This is a genomic window from Blastocatellia bacterium (assembly GCA_025054955.1).
GTDB lineage: Bacteria > Acidobacteriota > Blastocatellia > HR10 > J050 > JANWZE01.
Genome location: JANWZE010000099.1, coordinates 19,075 through 35,505 on the forward strand (window position 1 = coordinate 19,075; position 16,431 = coordinate 35,505).

Genomic DNA, 16,431 nt, shown 5'->3' on the forward strand with positions numbered 1-16,431 from the left:
GGTCAGGCCGTTTTGGCCTCGTCCCACAATGCGTCCATTTCTTCCAGCGAGCATTCGCGCAGCGAGCGGCCGCGCCGGTGCAGCTCGAGCTCAATGTGACGAAATCGTTGCTTGAACTTGCGATTGGCCCCGCGCAAAGCGAGCTCCGGATCAACCTGAAGCTTGCGAGCGAGATTGGCAATGGCGAACAACAGGTCGCCGACCTCTTCTTTGATCCCCTCTGGGCTTGTCTCAGCCGCTTGCATCTTCTGCCTCAACTCGCTCAGTTCTTCCTCAATCTTGCCGAGCACCTGTTCGGCATTGGCCCAATCAAATCCCACGCGCGAGGCCCGTTCGGTCAATTGGAACGCTTCCAGCAGCGCGGGAATCTTATTGGAGACACCTTCCAAGAGCGATGGAACCTCGCCGCTCTTGTTGGCGGTCTTCTCAGCTTGTTTGATTCTCTCCCAATTGTGGAGCACCTCGGCGGCCGTCTCAGCCTTGACATCGCCGAACACATGTGGATGCCGGCGCACGAGTTTCTCGTAGACATGGCTGATGACGTCATCAATGGTGAACTCGCCCCGTTCGGCGGCAATCTGCGCATAAAATGTCACGTGAAAGAGCAGATCACCGAGTTCATGTTTCAGAGCTTGGACATCCCGATGCTCGATCGCCTCCAGGGTTTCATAAGCCTCTTCGATTGTCATGGGGGCGACGCTTTCATAGGTCTGCTCTTTATCCCAGGGACAACCGTCGGGGCCACGCAGCTTGGCAGCCAGTTGGACTAACTGCTCAAATGTAATGTTGGACATAGGCGCGGCATTATACGTGAGCCACATCCGAGCAGCAAGGAGATGACCATGCGTTCGTCTATTTCTTTCTGCTGCTGACCTACCGTGAGGAGCAAAATTACTGCTTACAGTTGAGCATCTGGGCTTCTATTTCTTTCCACTGCTGACTGAGCGGCGGGGCCGATTCGGTTGACGCAGTTGCATCGCCAGCCGCTGCACTTTATCCAGGCCAGGCTTTTGAGGTCGGGGTTTTTGCTGGTCTTTCTTCTTCGGCATCGTCACACCTCCTACTAGCACAACATTGGCACCACTGAGACGAGCTGTAATTCCCTCTTCGGCATTGTCGCACTCCTTGTCACACACGTTTGTTCACGCCACGGTCGCGGCGACGTCACTTCTACTGAAACGTGAGCTCTTTGAAGAAGAAGAAATCACCTGAGGGCGGAATCCGCACACTCCCGACGCGCCGGCTCATCACTGCCACATTTGATGGATACCAGAGGTAAATCCACGGCACGTCTTCCGCCACAATCTCTTGAATGCGTCCGTACAGTTTCACCTGTTCCTGGCGATCCTGGGTTGCCTCGGCTTGCTCAATCAGGCGATCCACTTCGACGTTGCGATAGCGCGCGCGGTTGAGAAAACCGGTCCGCTCCCGCTCACTGATGGTTGGGTCAAAGGGAATTGAGCGCGAACCGAAAGCAGCTTTGAAAATATCTGGAAAGTAACCGCCAACCAACCGCAGAAATCCCATCTGATACTGCCCGCGATTGAGAAAGTTCGCATAGGTCTGAAACTCATACGACTGCAATTCAACCTCAATGCCAATGTTGCGCAGGTGCTCTTGCACGATCGTAGCAATCTGACGGGGCTGCTCGGCTGAGGATGTTTTCAGGCTTAGGCGTAAGCGCGGCTGCGGGCCATCGCCGTCCGGGTCAGGGTAACCTGCTTGATCGAGCAATTGGCGGGCCATCTCAGGATCATAATCGTACCTTTTGACATTGGCATTATAGGCCCAATGAGTCGGTGGCAGGACGGTGCTGGCCAATCGCGCTTGCTGCTGCAGCAGGTTCTTGATGATCGTCTGACGATCTAATCCGTAGGCAATCGCTTGACGGACGCGGCGGTCGGCCAGCACTGCGTCAGATGTATTCAAGAGTAGGTATTCCACCGGCGCGCCATCAGCAATGGTCACGTTCAACGTTCCGAGCCGACGCTGCTCTTCAACAAAATCCGGCGACAATCGCGTGTTGAGCGCAAAGTGCACAGAGCCGCTCAGTAACTCTAAGGCGAGCGTGGTCGGGTCGCGCACAACCTTCAGCCGGAGCCGTTGAATACGAGGCGCACCTCCAAACGCCGTGGGGAACGCTTCCAAATCAATGTGCTGCCCTTGAACAAAGTTGACGACACGAAACGGACCCGTGCCAATGGGATTGGCGGCAGCCGTCGGCCCCGATCCTTCCGGGATGATGCCAACTGCAACTAAATCTACCAACAGCCCTGGGTATCGTTCACGACAGCGAAACACGACTGTACGGTCATCCACCACCTCGACTTTGCGAAGCCGACTGAACGCGGCACGCTTGGGCGAATCAAATCCGGGCGCGATCATCGTCTCAAATGTGTATGCAACATCGTGAGCCGTGAGTTCTTTACCGTTGTGAAAGGTGATGCCGCGCGGTAGAAAGAACGTGAAATTTTTCATCTCCGCGTCCACTTGCCACCGTTCGGCCAATTCGGGAACCAACTCGAACCGCTCGTTTTTCTGTACCAGCGTATGGTAAATGAGCTGTTGAACGCGCGCTGTATCTGACGTGGTCGCGCCACGTGGATCAAACGTCAGCGGCGCTGACTCAATCGCGACGACCAGCGTTCCGTGATCAACCTGCCCGGAGCCAACACATCCGACACCACCACAGCAGAGCATTACAAGCCAGCACACGAGTCGCCCCAGAGCCGGTCGGTGAAGCTGACGTCGGGCGTTGAACTGCATAGCACGGACGAGACTTATATCACAGTGACGATGCTCCGTCCAGCACAGCAGTCTCAATGTGAACTCCACGTGAACGCCGGATTGCACAAAAATTATGCAAAATGCTAAACCTGATTGAAAAATCGGAATTTGAGACGCGCTGAGCCCCACTTTTCCACAGACTTTTCCACAGATATTGTGGAAAACTCAGCCTACCTCTTCGAGAGGCGTCACGCTGAAAAACGGTTTTCAACCTTGAAAGAATGTCTCAGACAGGGTGGGTTAGTGGCTGTTACCGGCACGCTGATACGGGTCGGCCCAACCACGAGTCCGGTGCTGATTCCAAAAGAGTTAATCGGTTCCATGTCACCCAAGCGGGCACGCCTGTGGCATGGCACAGCAGTTGCACAACTGACTAGCCGGTGCAAGACCATGGGTGCCTTATTGAACAACGTGTTGAGCAATGAACACTCCATGTCGCACTTTCTTATCTTGAGCCGCGATACCGAGTTGGCCAAGAGCATTCAAGCAACGTTGCGACGTGGCAACTATCGCTCGACTATTGTCCGCAATCCCCGGCAGGCCACGCTTGCCATTCTAAGTCATCGCGACATTGAAGCGGTCATCTGTGACGCACGACTCCGATTTGGCCGTGAGGAGGAAAAGGCGTTTTATCAACTGAGGCAAGACCTGATTGGTTTGAGCATTCCCTTGGTGCTGTTGGTGGACCCGCAAGACGAACTGCACTGGCACCGAGCCAATCAATGGGCTACAGATGAGTTTGTGGCCACACCGGCTGACGAGGAAGAATTGCTGGTGAGAATGAAAGGGGTGCTCTGGCGTAAACAGATGCAAGCCAGCCCACATCGCCGCACTCCGTCGCCGGACTTACTGCAAGGATTCATTCATTACGTCACCAATGATCTGGAAACGCGCTTTGAAACCCATTCGGTCGCCACATTGACTTTGTTGGAAGCGCAGGGCGCATGGGATTTGTTGATGGCAGAGGATGATCGCTGCGACAGTCTGACCAATCACCTGCTAGAGCTGTTGGCCGATCACCTGCAACGGGAGGATCGGCTGGCTCACCATGGTCGCGTGACGCTGGCTGTGTATATGCCGGGCCACGACGTTGACCAAGTCCACGGCGTGTTGGAGTCACTGTCGGCCACGTTTCAGCGAATGATCGGCGTCGGCTTGTGCGCCGGTCTGGTCAGCTTTCCACAACACGGGAGCAGTTACAGTGAATTGATTCTAGCGGCCGAGCACGCCTTAGCCCAGGCTCGAACCGACGGCTCCATGCGCGTGGCCGACCAGCCTACCAATCAACAGCCACAGGCTGACCGGCGCAAGATTCTAATTGCCGATGATGATCCCTACCTGGGTGCGTTGCTCGAAGCAACGTTCAAGGCTCTTGGATACCAAACCATTGTGGCTGACAATGGCCGCACGGCCATTGACTTGATTCAAACGAATCCACCGGACCTGGTGATCTTAGATCATCTGATGCCCGGCCTGACCGGCTTTGAGCTTCTTGAACAGCTCCGTGAGCAAGCTGGTGATCGGCAATTGCCTGTGCCGGTGATCATGTTGACGATGATGACGGCGCAGACAGACATTGTGCGCGGCTACTCGCTCGGCGTGGAGGATTACGTGGGGAAACCGTTCAACCCGCATGAGCTGATTGCCCGCGTCGAGCGCGTCTTAGGGATGCGATGAGGTCGAACGTATCTTGGAAACGCGATGATGTCGAGCACGTCTTGGCAATGCGATGATGAGGACTTGATGATGGACGCACAACGAATCTTGCTGGTCGAAGACGAACCCGACATCCAAAAGGTGGCAAAGCTGAGTCTGACGCTTGTCGGAGGTTACGAGGTCGCCGTTGTGGACAATGGGATCGAAGCCATCCGTCTGGCTGAACAGATCAAGCCCGATGTGATCCTGCTGGACGTGATGCTGCCGGACATGGACGGCTATGAAACGCTCACACGAATCAAACAACACGACCACCTGAAAGATATTCCTGTGTTGTTTATCTCGGCTAAGGCTCAGCAGAGTGAGGTCAGTTATGGGCTCAGTTTGGGCGCTATCGGCTACATCACCAAACCATTCGACCCGATGACCCTGCCCGCCCAGGTGCAGCAGTTTTTGCGAATCTTGGAGGGTAGACCGATGGATTTGCCTGAACTCTTCTCCGAAGAAGAACCGAGCACGATGATTTCATGAAGAATAACAACAATGAGAAGAATCTATGAAATCACAGAGCAATCACCATGATATCGAACGTCTGAAGAACGAATTTGTCTCGCTTGTGTCGCACGAATTGCGCACGCCGTTGACTTCGATCAAAGGCTCATTGGGATTGATCCTAGGCGGGGCGTGCGGCGAGCTGAACAATGATCTGCGTGATCTGTTGACCATCGCCTATTCTAACAGCGACCGCCTCATCAAGTTGATCAACGAAATTTTGGACCTGTCCAAGATCGAAGCCGGGCAAGTCCCCTTGAAAACCGCCCCAACCGATTTAACCGAAGTGGTTGAACAAAGTGTCATGGAGATTGGCGGATTCGCGCAACAACGAGGGGTCCTGATTGTCACCTCGTTGGAGCCAGACCTACCTTTGGTTCAAGCTGATGCCGACCAAATTCAACGCGTGCTGATGAACTTGCTATCGAACGCATTGAAATTCAGTCCGGCTGATGATCAGGTGGTGATCTCCAGTGAATACCGCGACGGTTGGGTAACCATTCGGGTCAAAGATCATGGCATGGGCATTCCGCCGGAATACCATGATCGAATCTTCAATAAGTTTCAGCAAGTCCAATCAGTGGTCACGCGTAAACTGGGCGGCACAGGCTTGGGACTCGCTATCTGCAAAGCCATCATTGACCAGCATGGCGGCCGAATCGGCGTAGAAAGCGAGCCCGGAGCGGGAAGCTGCTTCTACTTTTCATTGCCCATCGCGCCACCCACTGCGACTCGTGAGCCACGAGCGCCCGCCCACCCCATCACACCTGCGCCGCCGACGGAGACGCAGCCGCCAACCGGCATCAGAGGCGGCAACCGACCACGGAACTCATTCGTGCTCATGGTGGATGACGATCCGGGATTGCGCATGGTTGTCTCCCGCATTGTTCAGCACTCAGGCCATCAGGTGGAAACGGCGAATAATGGTGAAGAAGCAATTGAGAAGGTCAAGAAACTGCATCCTGACTTGATTATCCTGGACATCTTGATGCCTGTGCTGAGCGGTTTCGGCGTCGTGCAAACACTCAGGCGCCATCCAGACACACGCCACTTGCCGCTGTTGGTCCTGACCACCAAGGACCTCAACGACGCCGAAAAAGAAGCGCTTCGACTTGGCCCGACCAAATTCCTCACCAAATCGCTGGTCACCGTAGAGACGCTCACGCTCGCAATGAACGAATTGTTGCAACACAGGCTCGCGGAGGTAACTGCATGACGTCCCATGTGGAACAAATCTTCCGGCAAGAAATGCTCAAGCTGCGCTCTCAATACATTCAGCATAGTCTCAGTCAACTGCAGACCGTGCGCTCGGTGCTGCAACGCTGGGACCAACCGCTGCTTGACATGGAAGAACTCACTCAACTGATGGTCATCGCTCACAAACTGCGTGGCTCAGGAAAAACCTACGACTTGCCAGAAGTGACCAGTTGGGCTGGATTGCTGGAGAGCGATTTGAAGACGGTGCTGGACAATCCCCAACGACTCACACCGGAGCGCCGTCGCACGCTCTTGTCCATCGTGACGCGCTTGCACTCAATCATGAGCGCAGCAGCTCGTCAGGATCGAGAAGAGAGGATCGAGTCTTGAGGTAAAAATTCCCTTGCTCCGACTTGACCCTCAGGACTCGCTCCTCTCTTGTCGTTCCTGCTGAACAATGAGCTGTCCTCACATGAGCTCACAACAAGCGCAGACGCATGCAGACTGCCGAGCGGCAACAATTCGCCCGGAATTCCCACGAATCAGCCACCGGCGAAGCAACCGACTCACGTGGCACTGTCTGAAAACCAAATTTGGCGGCCAGTGGCGCGACGGTGTTGGTCAAGATCACTGCTTCGCGGGCGCCTCGCTCACGTGCGCGCGCGATGATGCGTTCAATCAACATGCGGCCAAGCCCACGCCCACGATAATCAGGATGAACGGCCAGGGAGCGCAATAAACATGACTCGCCATACTGTTCCATCCCGATACACCCGATTACTTGCTCATCTGCTCGCGCTACCAAGAACAGCCGGATGTGCAGTTGCACCTCGGCGCTCGGCAGCCCAACCTGCTCCAACAGCGACTGAATCGGCGCAAGGTCTGACGCGCTGGCCACCTCAATGGCAACGTTGTGCCCAACCGATTGAGTCATGAGTATTCGCCTTCAGTTCTCATCGTGTCGTGGCTTTCGCGCCGAGATGCGCGCGCTCCAAACGTTCCCGATAAGACGGTCCCGATAACGATTCCAGAGCAACTGCGCATCGCTGTTGTCACTGTGGTTCATACTGGCCAGGAAACCCGCCAGTTGCTCTTCGGTGTAAACCATTCGCGCGGTCACGGCCACGTCAATCAAGCCAGCGTCTCGCATGGCCTGCAAGTACTCTGACTCCTTGATCGCCCCGGCGACACAGCCGACCAGCGCATCAACGCTTTGAACGATTTCATCAGGCAAGTCATCGCCCAGCACGATGTCCGAAATAGAGACGCGCCCGCCCGGCACGAGCACACGAACGACCTCGCTGAACACGCGCCGCTTGTCCGGCGCCAGATTGATCACGCAGTTGGAAATCACCCAATCCACGCTCTCATCTTCGACGGGCATCTGTTCGGCATCGCCTAACCGAAATTCAACGTTAGTCGCGCCCGCAGCGCGCGCGTTCTCTCGCGCCCGCGCGGTCATGGCCGGCGTCATATCAAGCCCGATGACGCGACCCGTCGGCCCGACTTTCTCCGACGCCAACAAACAGTCAATACCGGCTCCTGAACCAATATCCAACACAACCTGCCCCGCCTTGAGCTCCGCAAACGAGAGCGGATTGCCGCACCCAAATGCTGAGACCACTGCCCCGTCAGGCAGCATCCGCAATTCTTCTGCGGCGTATCCCACAACGCTGGCCAGCTCGGTCCGCTTCCGTTCCAGCGTGATGGGAACCGGCGTAGTCGAACCGGTCGAAGCGCAACACGAGCTTGCATCAAGAAGTTTCGTATACCCTTCCCGGACGGCTTGCTTGATTTCATCAGGTGTCAACGTCCGATTCATAAATCCTCCATGTTATTTCGATTTCTTGCGAATCTTCATCAATGAGGTTGGCGTCGAGCCGGCAGCGAGCTTGGTTTGCCGCCACTGGTCTACCGCCTTGCACAGCTCGCGCAAGGCCGAGAGCAACGCCGCGCGCTCTGCCGGTTTGATCTTTCTCAGAATCTCTTTCTCTGTCGCCAGAATCTCGCCCTGAATCTGACCGAGCAACGTCCGACCAGCGGGCGTCAATTCCACCCAACAGAGTCGCCGATCATGCGCGTCCACATCCCGATGCACTAATGCCTTCGCGACCAGTTGATCCACGATTCGTGTCATTGTGCTAACCGTCAGATGAAGCTGCCCGGCCAGCTCGCCCATCGTCATGCGTCCACGCTCGCCGATTGCCTCCAGCGCGTAACATTGCGAGACTGACACCCCGTGACAACAAATCTCGTTCCGGTCACGAAATTGATACTTCTTCACCAACTCGCTGACGACTTGATGGAGCGCTCGCGCTTGTTGTTCTAATGTTTGGCTCATTACTATGTCATCCTGATATTTGTAGGCTACAAGTATTGACGGATGCAACTGACGTGTCAAGTCGTTCTTGTTTCCCAAAGAGAACATCGTCAGCGGCGCCCGTCACCACCGCGATGCTGGCTAACAAAACAATGCTCGTCATGGTAAAGCGAGCCACATTCGCGCTCGCGAACCTGGAAAAATACGTCATCTCTTGCTTTGTGCGTCGCTGCTGAGTCATGCTTTTCGCTCGTTTTCCACATCAACGCTAACGGTAGACAGAAATGGTATGGCTCAATCTGCACAATCCATAGATTCGTCGCCTGGCCTGAGAAGGGCAGACCCGTTTTTTTCTGACCGCGCAACGCCAGCCACAACGGGAATACACAATCGCTGGTCCGACATACGCTACCAATGGCAACGGACTCATCCGGCGACAATCAGCAAGGAACACCTCTTGTGTTGTGAGTCGTCGGTCAGAAGCAGCATTCAAACATCGAGTAACGATTGGTGGCATTCGGTCGGCATCACGGTTGGCCATGTGATTCTCTTGTTGTGCCTCTTGCTCTGCTTGAACACAACAGTGCACGCGCAACGGCAGCCAAGGAAACCGGCCACACCAGCCCCAACATCGCCGCCGCCCGATGCAAAACAGACAATTCAACGAGTCGCTCAAGCCTGGGCGAGCAACGATGCAGAGAGCTTGCGTCGGACTTGCTCAGACGGCCTGATTGTCATCGAAGCGGGACGACGCATAGAAACGCTTCCGACCGTGCTGGAATATCTAGAGGTGAATTTTAAGAATTTTCCCAGCATGGAACTGAAGCTGGATCGTCTCCAGACGCATGTGACAGGCACAACGGCATGGGCATACGCTGAGACCCAACAAACAATGCGCACGGCGCACGGTCTGAGCTTGCGATTGACCGGTCATTCGTTTTACATCCTCCAGCGGCAACGTCAGGACTGGAAGGTGACGCTGATCAATTTCGATCTGAAACAGGCGCCGGCTCCCGGCAGCACAACCACTTCGTCTGCGCCGAGCGTGGAGGGCGCTTGGATGCTCGTGGCGACCAAAAACCTGACCAGCGGTCAAACACCCTCGTTGGCTGCGACGATGACGTTCACAGATCATCGCTTCTGTTATATCGTCACAGCGACCGACCGCCGTCAACCGAAGAACAAGCGCCTGCCCGATTACTCGCAGAAAGAGTTCAAAGAATTGTTGCGCGAGGTTGACGCTGCTGCCGGCACATATCGCCACGAGGGTAATAAACTGATCCTCACGTTCGGACACACACTGATGCCACAGCAAACCGGTCAAGAGCTGGTTCTGGAGAATGTTCAGGTGACAGCCGACCGCCTGAGCTTTGAAATAATCACTCCCGAAGGTCGTGTTCAGCGCGTCTGGCGACGGGTTGATTGAGGCAATCGCCACATTGGCTGCCACATTCATCATGCTCGCAGATGTTCCAGCGCCTAGCTTCCTTCTGACGAGGGCTTGGCGAGGCCACGGATTGCGACGCAACCAAACGGCAGAGGATGAAGCCGCGCCGGCCTGACACACCACTGCATCCTCCACAGGGCACTGTATCCGCCGATCATTCTCATCCTCCATCACTCACCTCCGCTCGCTGCAATGAGGGAACAGCTACTGAACCTTTGAAGCTGAATCGTATGTTTCAAGACTGAATCAAATGTTGCCGTCATCTTAGCTGGCCGATCAGGCTTGCGCTGCTACCTCGACGCGGTTAACCGGCTACTTGCCCACAATTAACATGACGATCTCAGCACATGGGCTTACTTGCTGCAATTGACCTGAACGGCACAGAAATTGCTCACGCTTTAAGTTCACAAGCACTCTCAGTGCGTGGTACGGGGTGGGTCTCAGTAACGCAAGAGATAGTTCATTGTCTCAGCGCAATAGAAATTAGCCTGAGCTTGTTGGAGAGCATCGCATGGACGAAGATAACCGCTCATACAATGAATCCGAGGAATCTGGTGAGGGTCTTGGCAATTCGAGAAAGGAAACCCAACGGGGAAACCTTTTGGACTTCACTACTGAGGTTGGCATCAACTATGATGGCCATCCAGGCTCTTCAGAACCGTTGAACCAGGAGGCGGTCAGTTTGCCATGGCCTGAAGAATGGTGGTTGGCGATGCCGCCTGAGCTAGAATCGCAGCCGGCGCTGGACGTTGCGCATTCAGTCAGTGATAACGGGTCGAACCAAAACGCTTATGATGAAGTTCAACGACGCTTGCAGGAGCGGGTCAATGAACTGACAAATTTGATGCAGGTTGCCCATCGCACTCACCAGCAAAGCCAGCAGCGAGCGCACGAACGTATCGGCCAACTTCAACAAGTCATCCACCGGTTGCGACAATCGCTTGAGCACATGCAGCAACAGGCTGACGAAGCGCAGCAGCAGGCCGCCGCGCGCATTCGGGCGCTGACCGACCAGATCAACGCGCTACAACGAGACTATCAGCAGTTGCAGCAGCAAAGCGAAGAAGACCGACGTCAGGCTGACGCGCGTATTCAGCAACTGAGCGATGAGATCAACGCGCTGCAACAGGCCGTAGCTGAAGCCCAACACCATGCCTTTGAACTGCAACGTCAATCTGAAGAGCGCATCGCCGAATTGACGACCATCAACGAGTCGCTCCGTTGCGCTCATGACGAAGCCCAGCAGCAGGCCGCCGCGCGTATTCAGGCGCTGACCGACGAGATCAACGCGCTACAACAAGACTACCAGCAGTTGCAGCAACAGGCTGACGAAGCCCAGCAGCAGGCCGCCGCGCGCGTTCAGGCGCTGACCGACCAGATCAACGCGCTACAACAAGACTACCAGCAGTTGCAGCAGCAAAGCGAAGAAGACCGACGTCAGGCTGACGCGCGCATCCTCGAATTGACCCAGATGGTCAACTCATTGCAACAATCGCGCGACGAGATTCAACACCACGCTGAAGAAGCGCAACGGCACGCCGATGAATATATCAATCAATTGACCAACGCGATCAAAACCCTGCGCCACGTTCACGAGCAAGCTGAGCAGCAGGCTGCCGCGCGTATTCAGGCGCTGAGCGATGAGATCAACGCGCTGCAACGGGCCGTCGCTGACGCTCAACAGCACGCCACTGAACTGCAACGTCAATCTGAAGAGCGCATCGCCGAACTCACGGCCATCAATGAGTCGCTCCGTTGCGCTCATGACGAAGCGCAGCAGCAGGCCGCCGCGCGCATTCAGGAATTGACGACGGCTAACGAAACACTCCAGCGCGCGCAAGCTCACGCAGCCCGCCAAGCCCAACAGCGCATCAACAATCTAATCATCTCCAATGAGGCGCTTCGGCAAGCTGAACAACAGGCGCAGACACAGATTCTGGAATTAAATGAGCGGTTGCAGGCGCTCAAACAAACTTATGAGGAAGCGCAACGCCAATGGCAAGATGCTCGACAACAGATGCAGGCTGAGATTGATCAATGGATCGCAGGCTATGAATCGCTTCAACAAGCGCATCAAGCCAGCGAACAGGCCTTCCAGCAACAGATCAACGATCTCAGGGCTAATAGCGCCACGCTCCAGCAAGTTCATGCGGAGGCCCAGTGGCAGGCGCAAAAACGCATCGAGGAGTTGCTCGCTGAAAATCAGTCGCTCGCACAGGCGCGCGATCAAGCCCAACAGCAGTGGCAGGCACAACGTGACGAACTCGCCCAGACTGTTGAGATACTTCGCCGCGCCTTGGATGACGCTGAGCAGGATCATCAACGTCGTCTGAGCGAATTGACCGAGATGCTTGACGCGCACAAGCAAGAGCGTGATGAGGCTCGCCAACAAGCCGAAGCATCCCAGCAGCAAGCGCAGGCGCAGATAGCCGAGCTTCATCAGACCATAGCCTCACTGCGCCACGCCCATGAAGAGACAGAGCGGCGATTGCAGGCGCGCATTGACGAGCTGGAAGCGCAGAACGAAACTTTGAGTCCCGCACGTGACGAGCATCAACAACAAGCTGAGGACCGACTGGCTCAGTTGCTGGCCGAAAACGAAGCATTGCGTGTCGCTCGTGATCAGGTTGAGCAGCAATCGCAAGCAGAGGTCGCAACACTGAAAGAGATGATTGCTTCGCTCCATCAAATGTGTCGCAAGTTGCAGCAGCAAGCCGAGGAGGCGACGCTTCCCTTGCACAAGCGCATCCAGGAATTGACGACGCTTCATCAGATGTTGAGTCAGGACCGTGATCACGCTGAGCAACAATGGCAGGCAGAGATCGCTCAGTTGAAACAAACCATCGAAACGCTTCAACACGAGCAGGCTGCGTCGCAGCAACGCATTGAGCAGTTAACGGCGGCCAATGAATCGCTCTCACGCGAGCTGGAAGCGGCGCGCCAACAGGCTCCATCGGCGGCCGATGAGCCCGCCGCTCAGACCAGCGGCGAGCTCGAGCGAATCAACCTCGCAGCGCAGGGGCGCATCAATGAACTGCTCAACACGATTAAGACAACCCGGCGCTCGTATGAAGAAGCCGAACGGCGCGCCCAGGAACGAATCAGCGAGTTGACATTGGCCAACGAAATGCTGCGTCGCGAGCGTGAGCGCATCGAGCGGGAGTCGCAGCAACGAATTGCTGAGCTCAATGAAATCATTGAGTGCCTGCGAGCCGCCCAACCCAGTTCATAGTCACCGTTAATAATCACTGCTATGCGCAGACCTGCCCTCTCTAAGCACCAACTTCATCGGCGACAGATGAGGTTCAGCTCTGTTGGCATGACGTCGGATGCGTGATCACAAGTGAACAAAACGTTTCAGCTCTGAAGCAATCATTGCGCCTTGCCGTGTTGGTTCCTTGCTCCACGCTCACTCAGTCTCCTCAAACCGCCGTCAACTTATGCTCTCCTCAGAAAAAGTGGCACAGGCATTCCTGCCTGTGGCGTTTTCATCGTTTCTGGGCGTCGTCCACACAACATGAACAACTCCTCAGAAAAAGTGGCACAGGCATTCCTGCCTGTGGCGTTTTCATCGTTTCTGGGCGTCGTCCAGACCACATGAACAACTCCTCAAGAGATTTAACGGGTCTCCACCCAATAGCTCACAATCGCTCAACACATCGTCAATCGGCACACCAGTTGCATTGTTTCCGAGGGTCTCACATCAATATGGAGTCAAGGTGTCTTATGCCTCCTCTAGTCAAGAAAACCGCAATCACAGGATGGATCAGGCTGTTTGGGTTGACCGCCATCTGTAGCTTGCTCATGGCGACGACAAGCTGGGCGCAGACGCTGCGCAATGATCCCAGGGATCTAGCAGACCTGAATCTAGAAGACCTGATGAAGATCGAAGTGCAAGCCGTCTACGGCGCGTCCAAATTCTTACAAAAAGTGACCGAAGCGCCCTCTTCGGTGACCATCATCACAGCAGACGAGATTCAACGCTACGGCTATCGGACGCTGGCCGATCTGTTGCGCAGCGTAGCCGGATTTTACGTCACCTATGATCGCAACTATAGCTATGTCGGTGTGCGCGGCTTTGGCCGGCCCGGTGATTACAACAGTCGCATCCTCGTGCTCATTGACGGACATCGCATCAACGATAACCTCTACGACAGCGGCTTTGTGGCAACAGAATTTGGAGTGGATGTAGACCTGATCGAGCGTGTTGAGATTATTCGCGGTCCGAGTTCGTCGCTTTACGGCACCAATGCTTTCTTCGCTGTCATCAATGTGATCACCAAGCGGGCTGAGCAGGTCCGCGGGCTTGAGCTCTCGGCAGAGCGGATGAGCTTTGATACGTACAAAGGCCGGATCAGTTATGGTCGTCAGTTCAATAAGGGACTCGACCTCCTGCTGTCCGGTTCGTTCTATGATGCGGCTGGACCCCGGCAACTCTTCTTTGAAGAATTTGCCGACGAGGCCACCAATCATGGTATCGCTCAACAGCTCGACGACGAGCAATACGGTAGCTTCTTTGCCAATCTGCGGGTGAAAGACGTATCTGTGCAGGGGCTATTTCATAGCCGCAAAAAGGGTATTCCCACCGCCTCGTTCGGCACGGTCTTCAATGATCCACGCATGCGCACGAAAGACGAGCGCAACTATGTGGACGTGAAATACGCTCGTCAGCTTGGTCAGCACTGGAGCCTCAGCGGACGAGTCTATTACGACCGCTATTTTTACAAGGGCACCTACGTTTACGATTATTCCGAAGATGAGAGGCCATTTCTGGTCGCCACCCGAGATTACGCGCATGGCCAGTGGTGGGGCGTTGAGGCGCAAGCGTCCAGACTCGTACTGAATAAACATAGGATCACCGGCGGCTTTGAATATCGCGATAATTTCAAACAGGCTCAAGGCGTCTACGATAGTGACCCATTCGTTGAGCATTCCAAAATTCGGAGCCGTTCTGATATCCAGGCGTTCTTCATTCAAGATGAATTCACCGTCGGCGCGAAACTCCGACTCAATCTGGGCGTGCGTCACGATCACTATGATACGTTTGGCGGCACAACTAATCCGCGACTGGCATTGATCTACAGCCCGTTGAAAAAGACGACGTTTAAGGCTCTCTATGGTCAAGCCTTCCGCGCCCCGAACGTGTTCGAGATGTTTTATCAGGGAGCTGGCAATAAGGCTAATCCGCATCTTCGGCCAGAAGAAATCAACATGACGGAGCTTGTCTGGGAGCAATACGCCGGTGACCACCTGCGTCTGTCTGCCTCCGGCTACTACTACACGCTGAGCAACCTGATCAATCAGGAAGTGGACCCGGCGGACGGCCAAATTTTCTATAACAATGTGGATCGGGTCAAAGCCAAGGGAGTGGAGCTGGAATTGGAAACGAAGTTGCCCATTGGTCTGGAAGGCCGCGTCAGCTACGCTGTTCAGCAAGTGCGCAGCCAAGTCACTAACGACGTTCTCACCAATTCACCCAAGCACCTAGGTAAGCTCAATCTGAGCGCGCCGCTGGTCCGCAACAAGCTGCTGGTGGGGTTTGAAGGGCAGTACATGAGCCGGCGGCGCACGGTGCAGGGTGGCGAAGCGAAATCCTTTTTCATCTCCAATCTCAATCTACTGGCTGTGCGGCTGGCCAAACGACTAGATGTATCGTTGGGCGTCTACAACCTATTGAACACACGCTATGGCGATCCGGGCTCGGAAGAGCACCGGCAGAATGTGATCTGGCAGGACGGTCGAACGTATCGCGTGAAGCTGACCTATCGGTTTTCGCGCGATTGATCGCGCCGGATTGAGGCGGAGCAAGAAACATCATGACACACTGGCAGCGCTTGTCGTGCGGGACAAATCGAGCCGAATTGCCAGCCAGCTTGTCCATCTCCGTTGGCAGCCCCGCGCCGAATCCGCGATGTCACATCAACGGCTGGGTGTGTCTCTGCGGCGTGCTCTTGCTCTACGTGGTGCTGACGATGCTGCCATACGCGTGGGCGCAATCAGGGACGCCCAGCGAATACGAAGTCAAAGCCGCCTTCTTATTCAATTTTGCCAAGTTCATCGAATGGCCGGCGCAACATTTGCCGCATGCGGGTTCACCGATCCTTATCGGCATCCTTGGTGAAGACCCCTTTGATGACGTGCTCGACCGAGTGATCAAAGGTAAATCCATTGACGGACGACCGGTGCTGATCAAACGGGCCAAGACAGTCGAGCCGTTGCGGTCTTGCCACATTGTGTTTGTCAGTCGGTCTGAAAGAAAGCGGCTCTCACAGATTACGGGCGCGCTGGCCGAAGCCGGTGTTGTCACAGTCAGCGACATGGAGCAGTTTCTCGAACACGGTGGCATCATCAATTTCGTTATCGAGAATAATCGAGTGCGGTTTGACATTAACAAACGGATGGCCGACCGCGCGGGCCTCAAAATCAGTTCCAAACTGCTCGTCCTGGCCAAGTCAGTGATGAATTAACACCG

Annotated in this window: 14 protein-coding genes; 8 read left to right on the plus strand and 6 right to left on the minus strand. The window is 55.2% G+C overall.

Translation table 11 applies throughout. From position 1 onward, the window contains the following. Positions 1-2: 2 nt before the first annotated feature. From mazG to NZ823_12155, 3 genes are all read right to left on the minus strand, one after another. Positions 3-794, minus strand: a complete 792-nt coding sequence (gene mazG / locus NZ823_12145; protein MCS6805873.1) for a nucleoside triphosphate pyrophosphohydrolase — start codon at positions 792-794, stop codon at positions 3-5. Between the two features lie 126 nt (positions 795-920). Beyond that, complete coding sequence (locus NZ823_12150; protein MCS6805874.1) at positions 921-1,049, minus strand: hypothetical protein; 129 nt, start codon at positions 1,047-1,049, stop codon at positions 921-923. Between the two features lie 121 nt (positions 1,050-1,170). Beyond that, positions 1,171-2,700: an ABC transporter substrate-binding protein gene (locus NZ823_12155; GenBank protein ID MCS6805875.1), complete on the minus strand. Its 1,530-nt coding sequence runs from the start codon at positions 2,698-2,700 to the stop codon at positions 1,171-1,173. Positions 2,701-3,000: 300 nt separating this feature from the next. On the opposite strand from NZ823_12155, the gene NZ823_12160 reads away from it, so the two are divergent. From NZ823_12160 to NZ823_12175, 4 genes are all read left to right on the plus strand, one after another. Beyond that, positions 3,001-4,464, plus strand: coding sequence for a response regulator (locus tag NZ823_12160; GenBank protein MCS6805876.1), 1,464 nt, complete (start codon positions 3,001-3,003; stop codon positions 4,462-4,464). Positions 4,465-4,530: 66 nt separating this feature from the next. Continuing rightward, on the plus strand, positions 4,531-4,974 hold the full coding sequence (locus NZ823_12165; GenBank protein MCS6805877.1) for a response regulator: 444 nt from the start codon (positions 4,531-4,533) through the stop codon (positions 4,972-4,974). Between the two features lie 25 nt (positions 4,975-4,999). After that, on the plus strand, positions 5,000-6,211 hold the full coding sequence (locus NZ823_12170) for a hybrid sensor histidine kinase/response regulator (protein ID MCS6805878.1): 1,212 nt from the start codon (positions 5,000-5,002) through the stop codon (positions 6,209-6,211). Next, positions 6,208-6,582 carry an Hpt domain-containing protein gene (locus tag NZ823_12175; GenBank protein MCS6805879.1) on the plus strand — a complete coding sequence of 125 codons (375 nt, stop codon included), beginning with the start codon at positions 6,208-6,210 and terminating at the stop codon, positions 6,580-6,582. Before NZ823_12170 ends, NZ823_12175 begins: the two co-directional genes overlap by 4 nt. Positions 6,583-6,670: 88 nt before the next feature. Here the strand turns inward: NZ823_12175 and NZ823_12180 are convergent, their stop codons facing one another. From NZ823_12180 to NZ823_12190, 3 genes are read right to left on the minus strand one after another with little or no spacing between them, the layout of a single operon-like run. Further along, positions 6,671-7,126, minus strand: a complete 456-nt coding sequence (locus NZ823_12180; protein MCS6805880.1) for a GNAT family N-acetyltransferase — start codon at positions 7,124-7,126, stop codon at positions 6,671-6,673. Positions 7,127-7,138: 12 nt separating this feature from the next. After that, complete coding sequence (arsM, locus tag NZ823_12185) at positions 7,139-8,014, minus strand: arsenite methyltransferase (GenBank protein MCS6805881.1); 876 nt, start codon at positions 8,012-8,014, stop codon at positions 7,139-7,141. A gap of 12 nt (positions 8,015-8,026) precedes the next feature. Continuing rightward, positions 8,027-8,533: a MarR family transcriptional regulator gene (locus NZ823_12190; GenBank protein ID MCS6805882.1), complete on the minus strand. Its 507-nt coding sequence runs from the start codon at positions 8,531-8,533 to the stop codon at positions 8,027-8,029. A 436-nt stretch (positions 8,534-8,969) separates the two neighbouring features. On the opposite strand from NZ823_12190, the gene NZ823_12195 reads away from it, so the two are divergent. The 4 genes from NZ823_12195 to NZ823_12210 all read left to right on the plus strand — a co-directional run bounded on the left by NZ823_12195 (position 8,970) and on the right by NZ823_12210 (position 16,426). After that, positions 8,970-9,938, plus strand: a complete 969-nt coding sequence (locus tag NZ823_12195; protein MCS6805883.1) for a nuclear transport factor 2 family protein — start codon at positions 8,970-8,972, stop codon at positions 9,936-9,938. Positions 9,939-10,470: 532 nt separating this feature from the next. After that, entirely contained in the window at positions 10,471-13,191 is a 2,721-nt protein-coding gene (locus NZ823_12200; protein MCS6805884.1) for a hypothetical protein, read from the plus strand. Between the two features lie 494 nt (positions 13,192-13,685). Continuing rightward, on the plus strand, positions 13,686-15,743 hold the full coding sequence (locus tag NZ823_12205) for a TonB-dependent receptor (protein MCS6805885.1): 2,058 nt from the start codon (positions 13,686-13,688) through the stop codon (positions 15,741-15,743). 32 nt (positions 15,744-15,775) lie between these two features. Further along, complete coding sequence (locus NZ823_12210; protein ID MCS6805886.1) at positions 15,776-16,426, plus strand: YfiR family protein; 651 nt, start codon at positions 15,776-15,778, stop codon at positions 16,424-16,426. The last annotated feature ends 5 nt before the right edge of the window (positions 16,427-16,431 follow it).

What these genes read in the sequence shown, in the direction of transcription:
- mazG (MCS6805873.1), bottom strand. Translation starts at nt 794, where the DNA reads ATGTCCAACATTACATTTGAGCAGTTAGTCCAACTGGCTGCCAAGCTG.
- NZ823_12150 (MCS6805874.1), bottom strand. Translation starts at nt 1,049, where the DNA reads ATGCCGAAGAAGAAAGACCAGCAAAAACCCCGACCTCAAAAGCCTGGC.
- NZ823_12155 (MCS6805875.1), bottom strand. Translation starts at nt 2,700, where the DNA reads ATGCTCTGCTGTGGTGGTGTCGGATGTGTTGGCTCCGGGCAGGTTGAT.
- NZ823_12165 (MCS6805877.1), top strand. Translation starts at nt 4,531, where the DNA reads ATGATGGACGCACAACGAATCTTGCTGGTCGAAGACGAACCCGACATC.
- NZ823_12170 (MCS6805878.1), top strand. Translation starts at nt 5,000, where the DNA reads ATGAAATCACAGAGCAATCACCATGATATCGAACGTCTGAAGAACGAA.
- NZ823_12175 (MCS6805879.1), top strand. Translation starts at nt 6,208, where the DNA reads ATGACGTCCCATGTGGAACAAATCTTCCGGCAAGAAATGCTCAAGCTG.
- NZ823_12180 (MCS6805880.1), bottom strand. Translation starts at nt 7,126, where the DNA reads ATGACTCAATCGGTTGGGCACAACGTTGCCATTGAGGTGGCCAGCGCG.
- arsM (MCS6805881.1), bottom strand. Translation starts at nt 8,014, where the DNA reads ATGAATCGGACGTTGACACCTGATGAAATCAAGCAAGCCGTCCGGGAA.
- NZ823_12190 (MCS6805882.1), bottom strand. Translation starts at nt 8,533, where the DNA reads ATGAGCCAAACATTAGAACAACAAGCGCGAGCGCTCCATCAAGTCGTC.
- NZ823_12200 (MCS6805884.1), top strand. Translation starts at nt 10,471, where the DNA reads ATGGACGAAGATAACCGCTCATACAATGAATCCGAGGAATCTGGTGAG.
- NZ823_12205 (MCS6805885.1), top strand. Translation starts at nt 13,686, where the DNA reads ATGCCTCCTCTAGTCAAGAAAACCGCAATCACAGGATGGATCAGGCTG.
- NZ823_12210 (MCS6805886.1), top strand. Translation starts at nt 15,776, where the DNA reads ATGACACACTGGCAGCGCTTGTCGTGCGGGACAAATCGAGCCGAATTG.